Genomic DNA, 16,397 nt, shown 5'->3' on the forward strand with positions numbered 1-16,397 from the left:
GGGGGGGGGGGGGGGGGGGGGTCGGGGGGGGGGGGGGGGGAGCTCGGGGGGGGGGGGGGGGGGGCTCGGGGGGGGGCGGGTCCCGGGGGCTTGGCCCCGCCCCGCCGAAGGGGACGCGGCCCGCCGAAGGGGACGCGGCCCGCCGAAGGGGACGCGCGACGGCCGGATCAGAGGGTGAGGCCTCCGCCGAGGTCGATGCCGATCGCCGCGGCCTCGGCGGCGAACGCCGCGACCAGGGCGGCGGTGGAGGTCAGGACGGTGGCGACGCGACGAACGGCACGCATCAGGTGGTTCCTTTCGGTTCGGTTCAGGACAACCGGTGGCTGCCCGAGCGCCGAAAGTTCGATGCGGATTATGAAAAAAGCTCCCTCGCAGGTGCTAATCACCCGGCGTGGCGTGCATGAACCGGCCCGTACGCTCGAAAGAGGGGCCACCGCTCACAGCGCGTCGTCGGCCAGTTCGGCCACCCCGGTGATCCGGTGCAGCGGATAGGTGCGCACCTCGTCCGCCGTGTGGTCGTACGCCGTGACGAAGCCGCCCTCGACCCGGATCGGGGCCACCACCCGCTGGCTGGCGGCGCCCTCGGCGTTCACGTAGCCGATCCACAGCGCCTCGCCGGTCATGACCGCCGCCTGCATGGTGGCGAGGGTCTCGGCGGCGCCGGTGCGGGGCAGCTCGCCCGCGGCCGGTGCCCCGCCCTCGCCGGGTCCCGGCTTGCGCGGGGCGGTGGAGGCCAGGTCACCGGCCCGGACGGCGCGGATCGCCGCCGTCAGCAGTGTGTCGTCGGGGACCGGCGGGCCCTCCGGGACCGGCACCGGGGGCGTGCGCGGCGGCGTGCGGTGGGCGTCGGCCCGGGCGATCAGCACGTCACCCGCGGCGGACTCCGCGGCCGGCGCGAAACCGATCGCCCGCAGCCCTTCCAGCAGCGCCGCCGGGTCGGCCTGCGCGGCCAGCACCGTCGGCGCGAGACGGCGCAGCCCCAGACCGGCGGCCCGCTTGTCGGCGAGGATCTCGTCCAGCGTGGCGTCGTCGTCGCAGCGCACGTACGCCGAGGCGGCACCCACCCGCAGCCGCCCGTGCCGCCGGGCCACGTCGTCGATCAGGTACGCGAGGGGCTGCGGCACCGGCGTGCGGGAGTGCCGGGCGAGGACGGCGTGCAGGTCCGCGGCGGTCCGCCCGGCGTCCAGCGCGCGGCGCACCGAACCCGGCGTGAACCGGTACACGGTCGCCCCGCCCTTGGACTCCACGTCCGCGAGCACCCCCAGCAGGTCGGCCAGCGGACGCTCCAGCGGGCCCGGCGCCACCGCCGTCAGATCGGCCTGGAGCAGCACGTGGTCCAGCGGTTCGGGGAAGAGCGGCGCGATCAGCCGGGCGGCGGCCGCGGTGGCGGCGGCCTGCTCGGCGGGCGTCGCGGGGAGCGGGGAGGGAAGGGCGCGGTGGTGGACGGGGAGCTTGTCGCCGGGACCCCCGGACTCCGCGGCCTCCGGCGCCGGACGCACCGGCTCGGGCGCCCCGATCAGGGCCCGTCCGGGCGCCGCCAGCGCACCGCGCCCGGTGACGCCCAGCAGCTCCGCCTCGGACAGCGTCCACCGGGCGAGCCTGCTGCGCAGGTCCTCCTCACGCGGCTCCCGCGTCTCCCGCTGCGGTCCACGCAGGGGCCGCTCCCAGCGCAGCCGCGCCAGCACCGACTCCTCGGTGGGCGAGGCGCCCTCGGGCAGCCCGGCGAGAAGCGCGAGCACCCGGTGCCGTACCTCCGGCGCCGCCGAACGGTCCAGGTTCGGCCCCAGCGCCGAGAGCGTACGGTCCTTCGCGTCCCGCCCGCCGACCACACCCGGGGTGCGCGTGGCCGTCAGCCACGCCTCGGCCAGCCCCGCCCACCGCTCGGCGGTGGGCAGCTCCCGCCACTCGTCGTAGGCCGGCGTCGCCGCGTACCGCTCGTCGGCCTGGCCGTCCGAGGCGATCAGCCCCGCCGCGTAGGCCAGTTCGACCCAGAAGGCGGCCACCGGCTCGGTCACGTCCAGGGCGACGGCCGTCCGCTTCAGGTCCCGCACGCTCAGCCCGCCGGCCCGCAGCACCGCCGGACCACCCTCGTCCCATTCCTTGAGCAGCTCCTCGACGGTCGCCAGCGCCGCCAGGGCCTGCCCGGCCGCGGTGGCGTCGACGATCCGCGGACGGTGCGCCGCCGCGGCCTCCACCGGCGGCGGCACCGGCTCGGGCGCGCGGTGCGCGCGGCCCTCCCGCAGGTGCAGGGCGACCTCGCGGGGCAGGACGACCGTGCCCGGCGCGGTCGGCAGCAGCAGGCCGCGGTCGAGCAGCGCCCGCAGGTGCGGCGCGGGATCGTGGGTGACCTGGCCGTACGGCGGCCCCCACACCAGCCGGGCCAGCACCTCCCGGGACTCCTCGGGCAGGGCGGCGAGCAGCTCCGTCATCCGCGGCCGGTCGCTGAAGAGGGCGCCGAGCGCGGACACCGCGGAGACCGAGTCGTGGGTCGAGGGCAGACCGACGGTGGTGAGCAGCTCCTGGATCCGGCCCGGCGACATCCCCGCCGTCGCCTCCCGCACGGTGGGGCCGAGCCCCGTCGGCGACGGGTGCTGCGGGGAGGGCGCGAGCAGCTCGCGAGCGGTGCGCACCAGCCGCAGCCGGTCGTCCGCGCCCCACACCAGCGCCTGCTCGCGCAGCACGGCCAGGGACCGGGGCAGGGCGGCGGCGACGGCCGGGTCGGTCGCGGGCCCGGGGTCGCCCGCCATGAGCCGGAGCACCTCGTCGTAGGGCGCCGGGTCGGCCGCCACGGCCAGCGCCTCCGCCGTCTGGAGCGCGAACCGGTCCAGCCGCTCCAGCGCCCGCACGACCGAGGCGCGGGTGCCGGCCCGGGTGGCGAGCTGGGTGAGGTCGGTGGGCACGGGAGTGACGAGGTCGGGACGGCTGCGCAGGAGGGCCGCCAGCGAGACGTCGTCCCTGGCGCGGAGCGCCTCCGCGAGGGACCGGGGGGTCGCGGACTTCTCCTCGGTGCTCATCCGGCCCACGTTAGCGGGTGGGTACGACGGTGGGGCGGCGTGTGCGCCGGTGCCGTGCGCGGGGTGTCCGCCCCGCGCGGGAGGATTAGGTACCTTCGTCCCGCGGGATACCGGCGGCACACCACAACACACCGCCCCGGAGGGGTTCGTGGGGATCGAGAGCGACCAGGTCGTCTACGAGTATCTGAGCCGCGTCGGCGACGTGGCCCAGCAACGGCAGCTGCCGTCGGCCACCCGGATGCGGCTGGTCTCCGAGCTGCGCGACGAGATCGACCGGCGCCGAGCCGGCACCACCGTCGACAGCCCCGCGGCCGTCCGCCGCATCCTGGACCGGCTGGGCAGCCCCGACGACATCGTCGGCGCGGCCGGCGGCACGAGCGGTGCCCCGCGGCCCCCGGCGCCGCCGCCCACCGCGGTGCCCGAGCAGCGGGAGGGCCGCGAGCGGGAGGGCCGGCAGCGGGAGGGCCGGCAGCGGGAGGGCGAGCGGCGCGGGACGGAGCGGCTCAGGGGCCTGCGGCGCGCCGCCGCACCGCGCCCCCGCCCCGCCGAGTCCGAGGCCGCACCCGCCCCCGCGCCGGCCCCGGCCGCCTCCCCGCCCCATCTGGCGAGCGCCCACGAGCTGGGGGAGAGCGCCACCGGCCGACAGGACTGGTGGCGGGTGGACAACGGCCCGTTCGGGGGCGTCGGCGACAGCGTGCCGGGATTCGTCGGCGGTGTGGAGATCCCGGAGCTGCTCAAACCGCCGCCGAAGGACGGCGACGAGACCGGCAAGGCGCCCCGGGCCGCCGACGGGACCCTCGGGAAGGCGGCCGTGGAGGCGGCCGCGGAGCCTGCCGAGCCGGTCGCCGGGAAGCCGGGCCGCGCCGCACGCCGGCACCTGCGCCGCCTGTGGCCCGAGGGCGGCCGGCCCAACCCCCTGCTGCTGCTCGCCGCGGCCCTGCTGCTCGCCGGCGCCGTGCTGGGCAGCCTCGTCCCGCTGGGCCTGGGCTGGCTGATCGCCTACCTCTCCCGCCGCCTCACCCCCGCCCAGACCAAGTGGGCGGTCCTGGGACTGCCCGGCACGGTCGCCGCCGCCGGCGTCGTCTGGCTGTGGGGCCGCACGGAGGGCCGCTGGGGCGATCCGATCGCCGAGGGCCGCATGAACGACGCCGTCACCGACACCTGGCCCTGGGTGCTGCGCACCGCCGCCGTCGCCACCGCCCTCTACCTCCTGTGGCGCTCCCGCCGCCCCCGGGGCTGACCCGGGACCGTCCGGCCGGCGCGGCGACGGCGCCCGGCACAATGGGCCCCATGGCCTCCACGACCCGCCCCGCGCCCACCGTCGGCTTCGATCTCGACATGACGCTGATCGACTCGCGGCCCGGCATCCGCGCCTGCTACCTCGCGCTCACGGAGCGGACCGGGACGTACGTCGACGCCGACCTGGCCGTGACGCGCCTCGGGCCGCCGCTGGAGGAGGAGCTGGCCCACTGGTTCCCGGCCGAGGAGATCGCGGCCACCGCCGAGCTGTACCGCGCGATGTACCCGACGTACGCCGTCACCGCCACGCCCGCGCTGCCCGGCGCCCGGGAGTCGGTCGAGGCGGTGCGGGCGGCCGGCGGACGGGCGCTCGTCGTCACCGCGAAGTACGAGCCCAACGCCAAGCTGCACCTGGCGCACCTCGGCATCGAGCCGGACGCCGTCGTCGGCGACCTGTGGGCCGAGCAGAAGGCCGTGGCGCTGCGCGAGCACGGCGCGCACGTGTACGTCGGCGACCACCTCGGCGACGTCCGCGGCGCGCGCGCCGCAGGCGCCCTCTCCGTGGCCGTGGCCAGCGGTCCGTGCAGTGCCGAGGAGCTGCGCGCGGCCGGCGCCGACGTCGTCCTCGCCGACCTCACGGAGTTCCCGGCGTGGCTCGCCGGCTACCGCGACGGCGACGGGCCGGCCCCGGCGCGCGCCTGACGCCGGCCCGCCGCGATCGACCGGAACACCCCCGCGCCGGCGATCAGGAAGCCCACGCCCATCAGCATGCTCAGCACGAACATGAAGGTGGGGAAGGGCGTCGTCCCCAGCAGCAGCGGTGCCACCGTGACGAGGGTGGCCACGGTGCCGACGAGAAAGACGATCGCACCGGCGCGGATCAGTCGGTCACCGGGCGCGGCGGAATTCGTTTGGGTTTGTTCACGCACTCGACCAGGGTAGTTCCCAGGCCTGGGGAACGACCGGGGGACGTCTTGTCACCGGCCCGAACCCCATTAGCCTTGGTACCGGCGGGTCCGGACGACCCGCCCAAGTGCTATCAGAAGCCGTTTCCGAGCAGTTTTCCGACGAGTACGAGGACGAGGACAGACGTGCCCACCGGCAAGGTCAAGTGGTTCAACAGTGAGAAGGGCTTCGGCTTTCTCTCCCGTGACGACGGCGGTGACGTCTTCGTCCATTCCTCGGTCCTCCCCGCCGGAGTCGAGGCCCTGAAGCCGGGGCAGCGCGTGGAGTTCGGCGTGGTCGCCGGGCAGCGCGGCGACCAGGCCCTGTCCCTGACCCTGCTGGACCCGGCGCCCTCGGTCGCGGCCGCGCAGCGCAAGAAGCCCGACGAACTGGCCTCCATCGTCCAGGACCTGACGACGCTCCTGGAGAACATCACCCCGATGCTGGAGCGGGGCCGCTACCCGGAGAAGACCGCCGGCAAGAAGATCGCCGGCCTGCTCCGCGCGGTGGCCGACCAGCTGGACGTCTGACCCCCGCCGGTCGCCCGCCCGTCACACCTCACGTCTCACGTCTCGCGTCTCACGGGAACGCCAGCGCGTCCGGGCCGAGGGCCGGTACCAGTCCCTCGGCCGCCGCGCGCGTCAGCAGGCCCCGGATCGCCGCGTACCCGTCCTCGCCGAGGTCGGCCGTGAACTCGTTGACGTAGAGCCCGATGTGCTGGTCGGCGACGGCCGGGTCCATCTCCTGGGCGTGCGCCATGACGTAGGGCCGGGAGACCTCCGGGTCGTCCCAGGCCGCCCGCACCGAGGCACGGACCGAGTCGGCCAGGTGCGTCAGCGTCCCCGCGCCGAGCGACCGCTTGGCGATGATCGCGCCGAGCGGGATCGGCAGCCCGGTGGTGTCCTCCCAGTGCTCGCCCATGTCGGCGAGCTTGTGCAGCCCGTAGTTCCGGTACGTGAAGCGCGCCTCGTGGATCACGAGTCCCGCGTCGACCTTGCCGTCCCGCACGGCCGGCATGATCTCGTGGAACGGCATCACCACGATCTCGCCGACCCCGCCCGGCACGGTGTCCGCCGCCCACAGTCGGAACAGCAGGTACGCCGTCGACGTCTCGCTCGGCACCGCGACCGTGCGCCCGCGGAGGTCGGCCCGCGCCTCCCGGGTCAGCACCAGCGGCCCGCAGCCCCGGCCCAGTGCCCCGCCGCAGGGCAGCAGGGCGTACTCGTCGAGGACGTACGGCAGCACGGCGTACGACACCTTCAGCACGTCGAACTCGCCGCGCTCGGCCATGCCGTTGGTGACGTCGATGTCCGCGAACGTCACGTCGAGGGCGGGTGCTCCGGCGACGCGGCCGTGCGCGAGGGCGTCGAAGACGAAGGTGTCGTTCGGACAGGGGGAGTACGCGATCTGCAAGGTCTCAGCGCTCATGGGGGTTCCAACTCCTGAGGACGGGTGCGAGCTTCCCGAAGGCGTCCGTCAGCGCCGCCAGTGCCTCCGCGATGCGCCAGGCGGCGCGGTCGCGCGGGCCGACCGGGTTGGAGACGGCACGCAGTTCCAGCACCGGCACCCCGTGCGCGGTGGCGGCCTCGGCGACGCCGAAGCCCTCCATGGCCTCGGCCAGGGCCCGCGGGTGGCGGGCGCGCAGCAGCGCGGCGCGTTCGGCGGTGCCGGTGACGGTGGACCCGGTCAGCACGGTGCCGGTGCGGGCCCCGGTCGCGGCGGCGGCGGCGCGGACGAGGCCGGCGGGCGGGTGGTGGGTGACGGTGCCGAAGCCGAGGTCGGTCACCGGGAGGAATCCGTCGGCGGTCTCGGCGCCCAGGTCGGCCGCGGTGATCTCGTCGGCGACGACGAGCGAGCCCACGGGCGCGTCCGGTGCGAAGCCGCCGCCGATCCCGGCCGAGACGACCAGGTCGTAGGGCGCGGAGTCGAGGGCCGCCGCGGTCAGGGCGGCGGCGGTCGAGGCGGCGGCGAGGGCGGGGCCGACGCCGGCGGCCAGGAGGTCCCAGCCGCCCGGGAGCCGGTGCAGGACCGTGCCGGGCCGGGGCACCTCCACGGCCGCGTCCGGACCCGTCCCCGGGAACGCCCGAGCCACCGCGTCCCGTTCGACGGGGACCGCGGTGGCCACGAGAACACGTACGGAGGACGTGGTCAGTCGTCCTTCTTCAGCTTGAAGGACCACAGACCGGTGGCCTCCTCGCTGTCGTCCTTGCCGTCGCCGGCCTTGATGGTGACGAGCGTCGAGTCGCCCTGGGCGCCGTACTGCTCGTTGAAGAAGACGCTGCCCGGCACCGTGCGGTAGGTGTTGTCCGTGTCGTTGGTCAGCTGCTGACCGTTCATCAGGATCGTCCAGCGCTGGTCGGCGACCTCCGGGTCCACACCGAAGCGCACCGTGTCGTCCTCGCCGACCGAGATGGACTTGACGTCGTCGTCCTTGAGGCACTTCTGGATCTCGGCGTTCTCCAGGGCCTTGTCGTGCCCGCCGCAGGTGGCCTCGGAGCTGACCGAGTCACTGCCGACCGTGACGGTCCCCATGGGCGTCGGCTTGTCACAGGCTGACAGCAGGAGCAGTCCGGCGGATACGGCGCCGGCGGCGGCGACGGCGCGGCGGCGTCGCACTACGCCGTGTCCGATAGCGGCGGTGCCGCGGGGCAACGTGGTCATGGGCGAAGGCTATACGGCGCTTGTGGCCCGCTCCCCACCTGGGTACGGCGTGGCGTGGTCACGCCACCCTCGGCCGGGCCCGTCCCCCGCGCCGGGCCGAGCCGATCAGCCCCCGTACGGTCGTCAGCCACCCGGCGGCGATGATCGCCGCCGCCACCGACAGGCCCAGCGTCCCGTTCAGCGGCAGCACGATCCCGACCGCCCCGCCGAACACCCAGGAGACCTGGAGCAGCGTCTCCGAGCGCGCGAACGCCGAGGTGCGGACCTGCTCGGGCACGTCCCGCTGGATCAGCGCGTCCAGGGACAGCTTGGCCAGCGCCTGCGCGAACCCCGCGACCGCGGCCAGACAGGCCACCAGGACGGTGCTGAAGAACACCGCGGCCGTGACCGCCGCACCCAGCACCACCGCGACGACCGTCACGATGATGACCTCCGGCGCCCGCGAGCGCAGCCACGCCCCGACCGCCGTGCCCAGCGCGTTGCCCGCGCCCGCCGCCACGCCCACGATGCCCAGCGACACGGCCGCGCTCTGCCCGGACAGCGGGTGCACCCGCAGCAGGAAGGCCAGGAAGAAGATCAGGAAGCCGGTCAGGCAGCGGATCGCGGCGTTGGCGGCCAGCGCGTGCGTCACTGCCGGACCCACCGTGCGCAGCCCGGGGCGCTTGACCGGCTTGCGGTGCGGGCCGTGCAGGTGCCGCTCGTCCGCGGCGAGCAGCGCCCGGTCCTCGCCCCGCGCCGAGTCGACCTTCGGCGGCAGCGTGAACGACAGCACGGTCCCCGCGACGAAGATCACGAAAGCGCCGTACAGCGGCCAGCGCGGCCCGACCTGCTGGAGGCCGGCCGCGACCGGCGCGGCGACCCCGGTGGCCAGCAGCCCGCACAGCGTGACCCGCGAGTTGGCCTTCACCAGGGAGAAGCCGGGCGGCAGCAGCCGCGGCACGACGGCGCTTCTGACCACGCCGTACGCCTTCGAGGCGACCAGCACGCCGAGCGCCGCCGGGTACATCCCGATGCTCCCGCTGACCACCGCCCCCGACAGCACCAGCGCGAGCAGCGCCCGGGCACCCATCGCGACGGCCATCGCGGCGCGGCGGCCGTGCGGCAGGCGGTCCAGCAGCGGCCCGATCACCGGCGCGAGGAGCGTGAAGGGGGCCATGGTGATGGCCAGGTAGAGCGCGACCCGGCCGCGCGCCTCGTCGGTGGGGACGGAGAAGAAGACGGTGGAGGCCAGGGCCACGGTGATCATGACGTCGCCGGCGCCGTTCACCCCGTGCAGCTCGATCAGCTTGCCGAGGCCGGACTCGCCGGCGCCGTGCGCGTGCGTCGCCTTGCGGATGCCGCGCGCGGTCCCCGTCACCGGCAGGCGCAGCGCCCGGCCGACCGCACGGAACCGGGAGCCGGGGCCGCGCCCCCGGCTCCCGCCCTTGAACTCAGTCCGTGCGGCTGCCACCCCGTCATAGTGCCCCGAGAGCGGGGGCTATAGCGTCGATACGGCGCGGATGGCGGTGACCGAGTCGGGTGACACCACCGGGGAACGCGGTACCGTACACCGCCGAAACTCCCGTCGGTGTAGGCCCAGCGCACATGAGCAGGTAGCGTGCCTAGCGCGCCGTGGCGAACGTTCTCGGCCGCGCGCCTCACGGCCATCCCGCAGAATGGATGGAGTAGGTGTGCCCGAGCGCGATCGGGCGCGGACGTCGACGCGGTCCACAGGTCCGCTCCGTTCGCCCCTCGCAGGCAGCGGCGCACTCGTGAGACGGCGTATGGAGAGAAGCGATACCTGTGAGCGCAGCGACAACGCGAAGCCGCACCCCTGACCGTCTGTGCGCCGAGGCCGTCGACCTCGCCCGCGCCGCAGCCGAGGAGGCCGCCGCACCCGGCGTCGTCGGCGAGCACGAGGGGGCGGTGTCGGAGGGCGACCGGGTCGTCACCCACTTCTTCGCCTGCAAGGAACTCGGCTACCGAGGCTGGCGCTGGGCCGTGACCGTGGCCCGTGCCTCCCGCGCCAAGATCGTCACGGTGGACGAGGCGGTGCTGCTGCCCGGCCCCGACGCCCTCCTCGCGCCCGAGTGGGTGCCCTGGAGCGAGCGCCTGCGCCCCGGCGACATGGGCCCCGGCGACCTGCTGCCCACCGACGCCGAGGACCTGCGGCTGGAGCCCGGCTGGACCGGCGAGGACGAGCCGCCGCCCAACTCTGTCGTCTCCCACGAGATGGCCGACCTGGTCGAGGCCGAGGACGCCGAGGTCGCCGCCGGGCCCCCGGCCGAGCTGACCACCGTCCCGGCCCGCGGCACGATCTCGGCCGTCGCCGAGGAACTGGGCCTGCGCCGCACCCGGGTCCTGTCCCGGTACGGGCTGCACGTCGCCGCCGACCGCTGGGAGGACTCCTACGGCCCGAAGACCCCGATGGCCCAGGCGGCCCCCGCCTCCTGCGTGAGCTGCGGCTTCCTGGCCCGTATCGGCGGCTCGCTGGGACAGGCCTTCGGCGTGTGCGCCAACGAGTTCTCCCCGGCGGACGGCCGGGTCGTGTCGCTGGCCTACGGGTGCGGGGGGCACTCCGAGGCGGCGGTCATGCCGAGGCCGCCGCAGCCGGCCCCGCCGGTGATCGACGAGACGCGGGTCGACCCGTTCCCGCTGCGTCCGGCGGCGGATTCCGGGTCGGTCCCCCCGGTCGAGGACGAGGCGTCGGCGGAGCTGGGGCACTCGTAGGGCGGCGGTCCCCCTCGGGGCCCCCGGGGGCCCCGGCCCGGCGTCCGGACCGGTGGGGCCGGGTCCTCGCGGTACCTTCGTGGCCCGTCGATGAGGAGAGTCACCGTGAGCATGTTCGTGCAGCCTGCCGCCGAGGGCGCCGATCCGTTCGGCACGGCACGTCTGCGGCGCGGGGTGCTGGACGCCTGGGCGACGAGCCCCGCCCGGTTCCGTGAGGACGCCAACGCGGAGGAGGACCTCGTCCTCGGCGGCTACCGCGACCGGCTGGTCGTCGAACTCGCGCAGAACGCCGCCGACGCCGCCGCCCGCGCCGGTGTCCCCGGCCGGCTCCGGCTCACCCTGCGCGACGGCGTCCTCGTCGCCGCCAACACCGGCGCCCCGCTGGACGCGACCGGCGTCGAGTCGCTGTCCACCCTGCGCGCCTCCGCCAAACGGGACGCCGGGGACAGCACGGTCGGCCGGTTCGGGGTCGGCTTCGCCGCCGTCCTGGCCGTCACCGACGAGCCCGCCGTCGTCGGCCTGCACGGCGGGGTGCGCTGGTCCCTGGCCGAGGCGCGCGGCCTGGCCGCCGACACCGCCCTGCGCAGCCCGGGCCTCGGCGAAGAGGTCCGGCGGCGCGACGGGCACGTCCCGCTGCTGCGGCTGCCGTTCCCCGCCGAGGGCAGCGCCCCCGGCCCGTACGACACGGCCGTCATCCTGCCGCTGCGCGACACGGCCGCCGCCGACCTCGCCGAGCGGCTCCTGCACGCCGTGGACGACGCCCTGCTCCTCGCCCTGCCGGGTCTCCAGGAGGTAGTCGTCGAGGTGGCGGACGACGTGCGCACGCTGTCCCGCCGCACCGAGGGCCCGCTGACCGTCGTCGAGGACTCCGGCGAGGGCACCACCCGCTGGCGCACCGCCGCCGCGCACGGCCCGCTCACCCCCGACCTCCTCGCCGACCGGCCGGTCGAGGAGCGGCTGCGTCCGCACTGGTCGGTGACCTGGGCGGTGCCCGTGGACGCCGACGGCGCTCCGGCACGCCCCCGCACCAGCCCCGTCGTGCACGCCCCCACCCCGAGCGACGAGCCCCTCGGCGTACCGGCCCTGCTCATCGCCTCCTTCCCGCTGGACTCCACCCGCCGGCACGCCGCGCGCGGCCCGCTGACGGACTTCCTGACGGAGCGGGCGGCGGACGCCTACGCCGGGCTGCTCGCCGACTGGCGGCCGGTCGGCGTCGGCCTCATCGACCTGGTACCCGGCCCGCTGGGCAAGGGCGAACTGGACGGCGTGCTGCGGCAGGCGATCCTTCAGCGGCTGCCGCGCACCTCCTTCCTGCCGCCCGCCGCCGAGCCGCGCGAGGACGAACCCGACCTGCCCGAGTCCCTGCGGCCCCGCGACGCCGAGGTGGTCGAGGGCGCGGGCGCCGACACCGTGCGGGTCCTCGCGGAAGTGCTGCCGACGCTGCTGCCCGCCGGCCTGGAGCGCCGCGCGGAACTGCGCGCGCTGGGCGTGGCCCGGCTGCCGCTGACCGAAGCGATCGACCGGCTGGCCGGGCTGGAGAAGGACCCGGGCTGGTGGTGGCGGCTCTACGACAGCCTCGCCGGGGTCGACCCGGACCGGCTGACGGGGCTGCCGGTGCCGCTCGCCGGGGACACCTCCCGGGCTTTCGGCACGGGGGGAAGCCGGACGGCCATCGGGCCCCGGCAGGTGCTCCTGCCCTCGGCGGACGCCGCGTCCCTCGACCCCGAGGTCCTCACCCGTCTCGGCCTGAAGGTCGCCCACCCGGACGCCGCCCACGGGCTCCTGGAGAAGCTCGGCGCCCTCCCGGCCACCCCGCGAGCCGTGCTCACCACCCCGCAGGTCAGGGCCGCCGTCGCCGCGTCCCTGGCGGACGAGGGCGGCGCGAACTGGGAGGAGGACACCCTCGACGCCGACGAACTGGCCGACACCGTCCTCGGCCTGGTCCGCGACGCCGGGCTCGACCCCGGGGACGAACCCTGGCTCGGCGCGCTCGCCCTGCCCGACGAGGACGGGGAACTGTCCCCGGCGTGCGAACTCGTCTTCCCCGGCGGCCCGTTCGCCGAGGTCATGCGCGAGGACGAACTCGCCGCCGTGGACGCGGAGCTGGCACGGAAGTGGGGGCCGGAGCCCCTGGCGGCCTGCGGCGTGCTCCACACCTTCGCGCTGGTGCGGGCGACCGACGTCGTACTCGACCCCGACGAACTGGAGCCCCGCGAGAGCGACTTCGCCGAACCGGACGACGCGGGTCTGCTGGACGCCGTGGACGTGTGGAGCGAGGACGTCCTCGACCGCTTCCCCGATTCCCCCGTCCCCCCGGTCGCCACCGAGATCGTCGCCGTGCGCGACCTGGACCTCGTGGACGACGACCGGTGGCCCGAGGCCCTCGCCCTGCTGTCGCGGCCCCCGCTGCGCGACGCGCTCGTGCAGCCCGTGCGCGTCCTGCTGCACGACGGCACGCACGAGGTCGTCCGGCCGTACACCGCATGGTGGCTGCGCGGGCACCCGGTGCTCGGCGGGCGGCGCCCGGCGGGTCTGCGCGCGGCGGGCGGCGACCCGCTGCTGCGGGGCCTGTACGACGAGACCGACGCCACCGGTTTCGAGGACGAGCAGGTGCTGCGGGCGCTGGGCGTGCGCACGTCGGTCGCCGCCCTCCTCGACGAGCCCGGTGGCGGGGCCGAGCTGCTGGACCGCCTCGCCGACCCGGACCGCCCGGTCACCGCCGCCCAACTGCACGCCCTGTACGGCGCGCTGGCCGAGCTGGACCCGGAGCAGGTGACCCTCCCGGACGAGGTGCGGGCCGTGGTCGACGGCCGGGTGGAGGTGGTGGACGCCGCCGACGCCGTGGTGGTGGACTCGCCGGACCTGCTGCCCTTCACGTCGGGTGTGCCGCTGCTGCCCGTGCGGCCGGCCCGCGCCGCCGAGCTGGCGGAGCTGTTCCAGGTGCGGCGGCTGAGCGAGTCGGTCACCGGCCGGGTGCACTCCGAGGGCGTCGAGCACGACGTGCCGGAGCCGGTGCGGGTGCTGCTGGGGGCGCGGACCCCGGCGTCGTACGTGGAGCACGAGGAACTGGTCGTCGACGGCGTGGAGGTCGACTGGCGGCTGACCGACGACGGCGCGCTGCACGCGGCGACCCTGGAGGGCGTCGCGGCGGGGCTCGCCTGGGCGGCGGGGCAGTGGCCGCGGCGGTTCGAGGTGGCGGCGCTGCTGGAGGACGAGTCGCGCACGGAGGAACTGGCCCGGGACCGCTGGTTCGACTGAGGTACTTCCGAGAGGACGTGAACAGTCGACGGGGAAGCGTCCTCGGTGCGCTCATGTGAGCGCACCGAGGACATCGAGGGCCGGGATGCTCACGCTTCTCGGAAGGACCTCGGGGAGGACCTCACATCGGAAGCCGCCGGTCGACCCACCGCCACGCAAGCTCCAGCACACCCGCCGCCACCGCCGCGATGCCCACGGCGGCCCACGGCATCGTCACGCCCACCAGCTTCAGCGCGAAGAAGTCCTGGAGCCACGGCACCGCCAGTACCACCAGGAAGCCCGCGCCCATCGCCGCCACCAGCACCATGCGCCACCAGGTGTAGGGACGGGCGATGATCGCCAGCACCCACATCGAGACCAGGAACAGCGTCAGCGTCGCCGCGCTGGTCTCCGCGTCCAGCGCCCCCGGCCCGGAGTAGTGCTGCCGGGCCACGAGGTACGTCACGAAGGTCGCCGTGGCGGCCACCACCCCGCCCGGGACGGCGTAGCGCATCACCCGCCGCACGAACTGCGGCTTGGCCCGCTCCTTGTTCGGGGCGAGCGCCAGGAAGAAGGCCGGGACGCCGATGGTCAGCGTGGAGAGCAGGGTGAGGTGCCGGGGCAGGAACGGGTACTCGACCTGGGAGCAGACCACCAGGATCGCCAGCAGCACCGAGTAGACGGTCTTCACCAGGAACAGGGTCGCGACCCGGGTGATGTTGCCGATGACCCGGCGGCCCTCGGCCACCACCGACGGCAGCGTGGCGAAGCTGTTGTTGAGCAGCACGATCTGCGCGACGGCCCGGGTGGCCTCCGAGCCCGAGCCCATGGCCACCCCGATGTCGGCGTCCTTCAGCGCCAGGACGTCGTTGACCCCGTCGCCGGTCATCGCGACCGTGTGGCCGCGTGACTGGAGGGCGCCCACCATGTCCCGCTTCTGCTGCGGGGTGACCCGCCCGAAGACCGTGCCCTCGTCGAGCGCCCCGGCCATCTCCTCGCGCCCGGCGGGCAGCCGGCGCGCGTCGACGGTGGTGCCGGACAGCCCCAGCTTGGCGGCGACCGCCCCGACCGACACCGCGTTGTCGCCGGAAATGACCTTGGCGCGGACGTCCTGGTCGGCGAAGTAGCGCAGGGTGTCGGCGGCGTCCGGACGCAGCCGCTGCTCCAGGACGACCAGGGCGACGGGCGTGGCGCCCTCGGCCACCTCGGGGTCGTCGAGCGCGCGGCCGGCGCGGGCGAGCAACAGGACCCGCAGCCCCCGCTCGTTGAGCCGCACGGTCTCGGCGAGGGCCGGGGCGTCCTCGGCGAGCAGCACGTCGGGTGCGCCCAGCAGCCAGGTGCCGGAGGTCTCGTCGCCCTCGCCGAAGGTGGCGCCGCTGTACTTGCGGGCGGAGGAGAACGGCAGCGACTCCGTGCAGCGCCACTCCTCGGCGGCCTCGGCGGCCGGGTAGGTGTCGATGATCGCCTGGAGGGACGCGTTCGGGCGCGGGTCGGACGCGCCGAGGGCGCCGAGCACCGTGCGCACGTACCGCTCGTCGGCGCCGTCGAGGGTGCGCAGCTCGGTGACGTCCATGCCGCCCTCGGTGAGGGTGCCGGTCTTGTCCAGGCAGACGGTGTCGACGCGGGCCAGGCCCTCGATGGCGGGCAGCTCCTGGACGAGGCACTGCTTGCGGCCGAGCCGGATCACGCCGATCGCGAAGGCGACGGAGGTCAGCAGGACCAGGCCCTCCGGGACCATGGGCACGATGCCGCCGACCGTCCGCGCGATCGAGTCGTCCAGCGCGTCGTCCTTGGCGAGGAGCTGGCTGAGGATCAGGCCGATCGCGGTCGGGACCATCATCCAGGTGACGTACTTCAGGATGGTGGAGATGCCGGAGCGCAGTTCGGACTGGACCAGGGTGAAACGGGAGGCCTCCTCGGCGAGCTGCGCGGCGTACGCCTCCCGCCCGACCTTCGTCGCCCGGAACGCGCCGCCGCCGGCGACCACGAAGCTGCCGGACATGACCTGATCCCCCGGCTGCTTGACGACCGGGTCGGCCTCGCCGGTCAGCAGCGACTCGTCGATCTCCAGCCCGTCCGCCTCGACGCACACCCCGTCGACGACGGCCTTGTCCCCGGGCCCGATCTCGATGACGTCGTCCAGCACGATCTCCGAGGTGCCGATCTCGGCCGCCGCCCCGTCCCGCCGCACGGTCGGCCGCGCTTCGCCGATGACGGCCAGGGAGTCGAGGGTCTTCTTCGCCCGCCACTCCTGGATGATCCCGATGCCGGTGTTGGCGAGGATCACGAAGCCGAAGAGGCTGTCCTGGATCGGCGCCACGAACAGCATGATCACCCAGAGCACGCCGATGATGGCGTTGAACCGGGTGAAGACGTTGGCGCGGACGATGTCGGTCAGCGAGCGGCTGCTGCGCACCGGCACGTCGTTGACCTGACCGCGCGCGACCCGTTCGGCGACACCGGCCGCCGTCAGCCCGGTGGCCGGTGAGGGGGCGTGGACGGAATGCGCGGGGGCGAGTCCCTCGTCCGCGTCGAGATGCGTCATGCGTTCGACGGTACGTGCCGTTTTGGGGCTCCACCCGCCGAATGCGC

12 protein-coding genes are annotated in these 16,397 nt (G+C 75.4%); 5 read left to right on the forward strand and 7 right to left on the reverse strand.

Annotated features, from left to right (window positions below):
- Positions 1-437: 437 nt before the first annotated feature.
- On the reverse strand, positions 438-3,014 hold the full coding sequence (locus tag AC07FV_RS27125; RefSeq protein WP_479089895.1) for a helicase C-terminal domain-containing protein: 2,577 nt from the start codon (positions 3,012-3,014) through the stop codon (positions 438-440).
- A gap of 148 nt (positions 3,015-3,162) precedes the next feature.
- Here AC07FV_RS27125 and AC07FV_RS27130 point away from each other — a divergent pair, with 148 nt between their 5' ends.
- Both AC07FV_RS27130 and AC07FV_RS27135 read left to right on the forward strand, forming a co-directional pair.
- Positions 3,163-4,254: a hypothetical protein gene (locus tag AC07FV_RS27130; protein WP_479089897.1), complete on the forward strand. Its 1,092-nt coding sequence runs from the start codon at positions 3,163-3,165 to the stop codon at positions 4,252-4,254.
- A gap of 50 nt (positions 4,255-4,304) precedes the next feature.
- Entirely contained in the window at positions 4,305-4,955 is a 651-nt protein-coding gene (locus AC07FV_RS27135; protein WP_479089899.1) for an HAD family hydrolase, read from the forward strand.
- On the opposite strand, the gene AC07FV_RS27140 is transcribed toward AC07FV_RS27135, so the two are convergent.
- Positions 4,916-5,182, reverse strand: a complete 267-nt coding sequence (locus AC07FV_RS27140) for a hypothetical protein (RefSeq protein WP_383644453.1) — start codon at positions 5,180-5,182, stop codon at positions 4,916-4,918. The two genes, AC07FV_RS27135 and AC07FV_RS27140, sit on opposite strands and share 40 nt — an antisense overlap.
- Before the next feature lie 162 nt (positions 5,183-5,344).
- Between AC07FV_RS27140 and AC07FV_RS27145 the strand changes: the two genes are divergently transcribed.
- Positions 5,345-5,728, forward strand: coding sequence for a cold-shock protein (locus tag AC07FV_RS27145; protein ID WP_053132946.1), 384 nt, complete (start codon positions 5,345-5,347; stop codon positions 5,726-5,728).
- A gap of 49 nt (positions 5,729-5,777) precedes the next feature.
- Here the strand turns inward: AC07FV_RS27145 and AC07FV_RS27150 are convergent, their stop codons facing one another.
- The 4 genes from AC07FV_RS27150 to AC07FV_RS27165 are packed head-to-tail and all read right to left on the reverse strand — an operon-like array spanning position 5,778 to position 9,309.
- Positions 5,778-6,626 (reverse strand): 1,4-dihydroxy-6-naphthoate synthase, encoded by an 849-nt coding sequence (locus AC07FV_RS27150; RefSeq protein WP_479089901.1) that lies wholly within the window; start codon positions 6,624-6,626, stop codon positions 5,778-5,780.
- Positions 6,616-7,323, reverse strand: a complete 708-nt coding sequence (locus tag AC07FV_RS27155) for a futalosine hydrolase (protein ID WP_479089903.1) — start codon at positions 7,321-7,323, stop codon at positions 6,616-6,618. Before AC07FV_RS27155 ends, AC07FV_RS27150 begins: the two co-directional genes overlap by 11 nt.
- A gap of 23 nt (positions 7,324-7,346) precedes the next feature.
- On the reverse strand, positions 7,347-7,859 hold the full coding sequence (locus AC07FV_RS27160; RefSeq protein WP_479089904.1) for a DUF2771 domain-containing protein: 513 nt from the start codon (positions 7,857-7,859) through the stop codon (positions 7,347-7,349).
- Positions 7,860-7,917: 58 nt separating this feature from the next.
- Positions 7,918-9,309, reverse strand: coding sequence for an MFS transporter (locus AC07FV_RS27165; protein WP_479089905.1), 1,392 nt, complete (start codon positions 9,307-9,309; stop codon positions 7,918-7,920).
- Between the two features lie 332 nt (positions 9,310-9,641).
- On the opposite strand from AC07FV_RS27165, the gene AC07FV_RS27170 reads away from it, so the two are divergent.
- Both AC07FV_RS27170 and AC07FV_RS27175 read left to right on the forward strand, forming a co-directional pair.
- Positions 9,642-10,568, forward strand: a complete 927-nt coding sequence (locus tag AC07FV_RS27170) for a DUF3027 domain-containing protein (protein WP_479089906.1) — start codon at positions 9,642-9,644, stop codon at positions 10,566-10,568.
- A gap of 105 nt (positions 10,569-10,673) precedes the next feature.
- Positions 10,674-13,826 (forward strand): sacsin N-terminal ATP-binding-like domain-containing protein, encoded by a 3,153-nt coding sequence (locus tag AC07FV_RS27175; RefSeq protein ID WP_479089908.1) that lies wholly within the window; start codon positions 10,674-10,676, stop codon positions 13,824-13,826.
- Positions 13,827-13,947: 121 nt separating this feature from the next.
- Here AC07FV_RS27175 and AC07FV_RS27180 read toward each other — a convergent pair whose 3' ends face one another.
- Positions 13,948-16,350: an HAD-IC family P-type ATPase gene (locus tag AC07FV_RS27180; protein ID WP_479089910.1), complete on the reverse strand. Its 2,403-nt coding sequence runs from the start codon at positions 16,348-16,350 to the stop codon at positions 13,948-13,950.
- Positions 16,351-16,397 lie beyond the last annotated feature (47 nt).

The sequence above is a fragment of the Streptomyces sp. NPDC045956 genome (assembly GCF_056430705.1).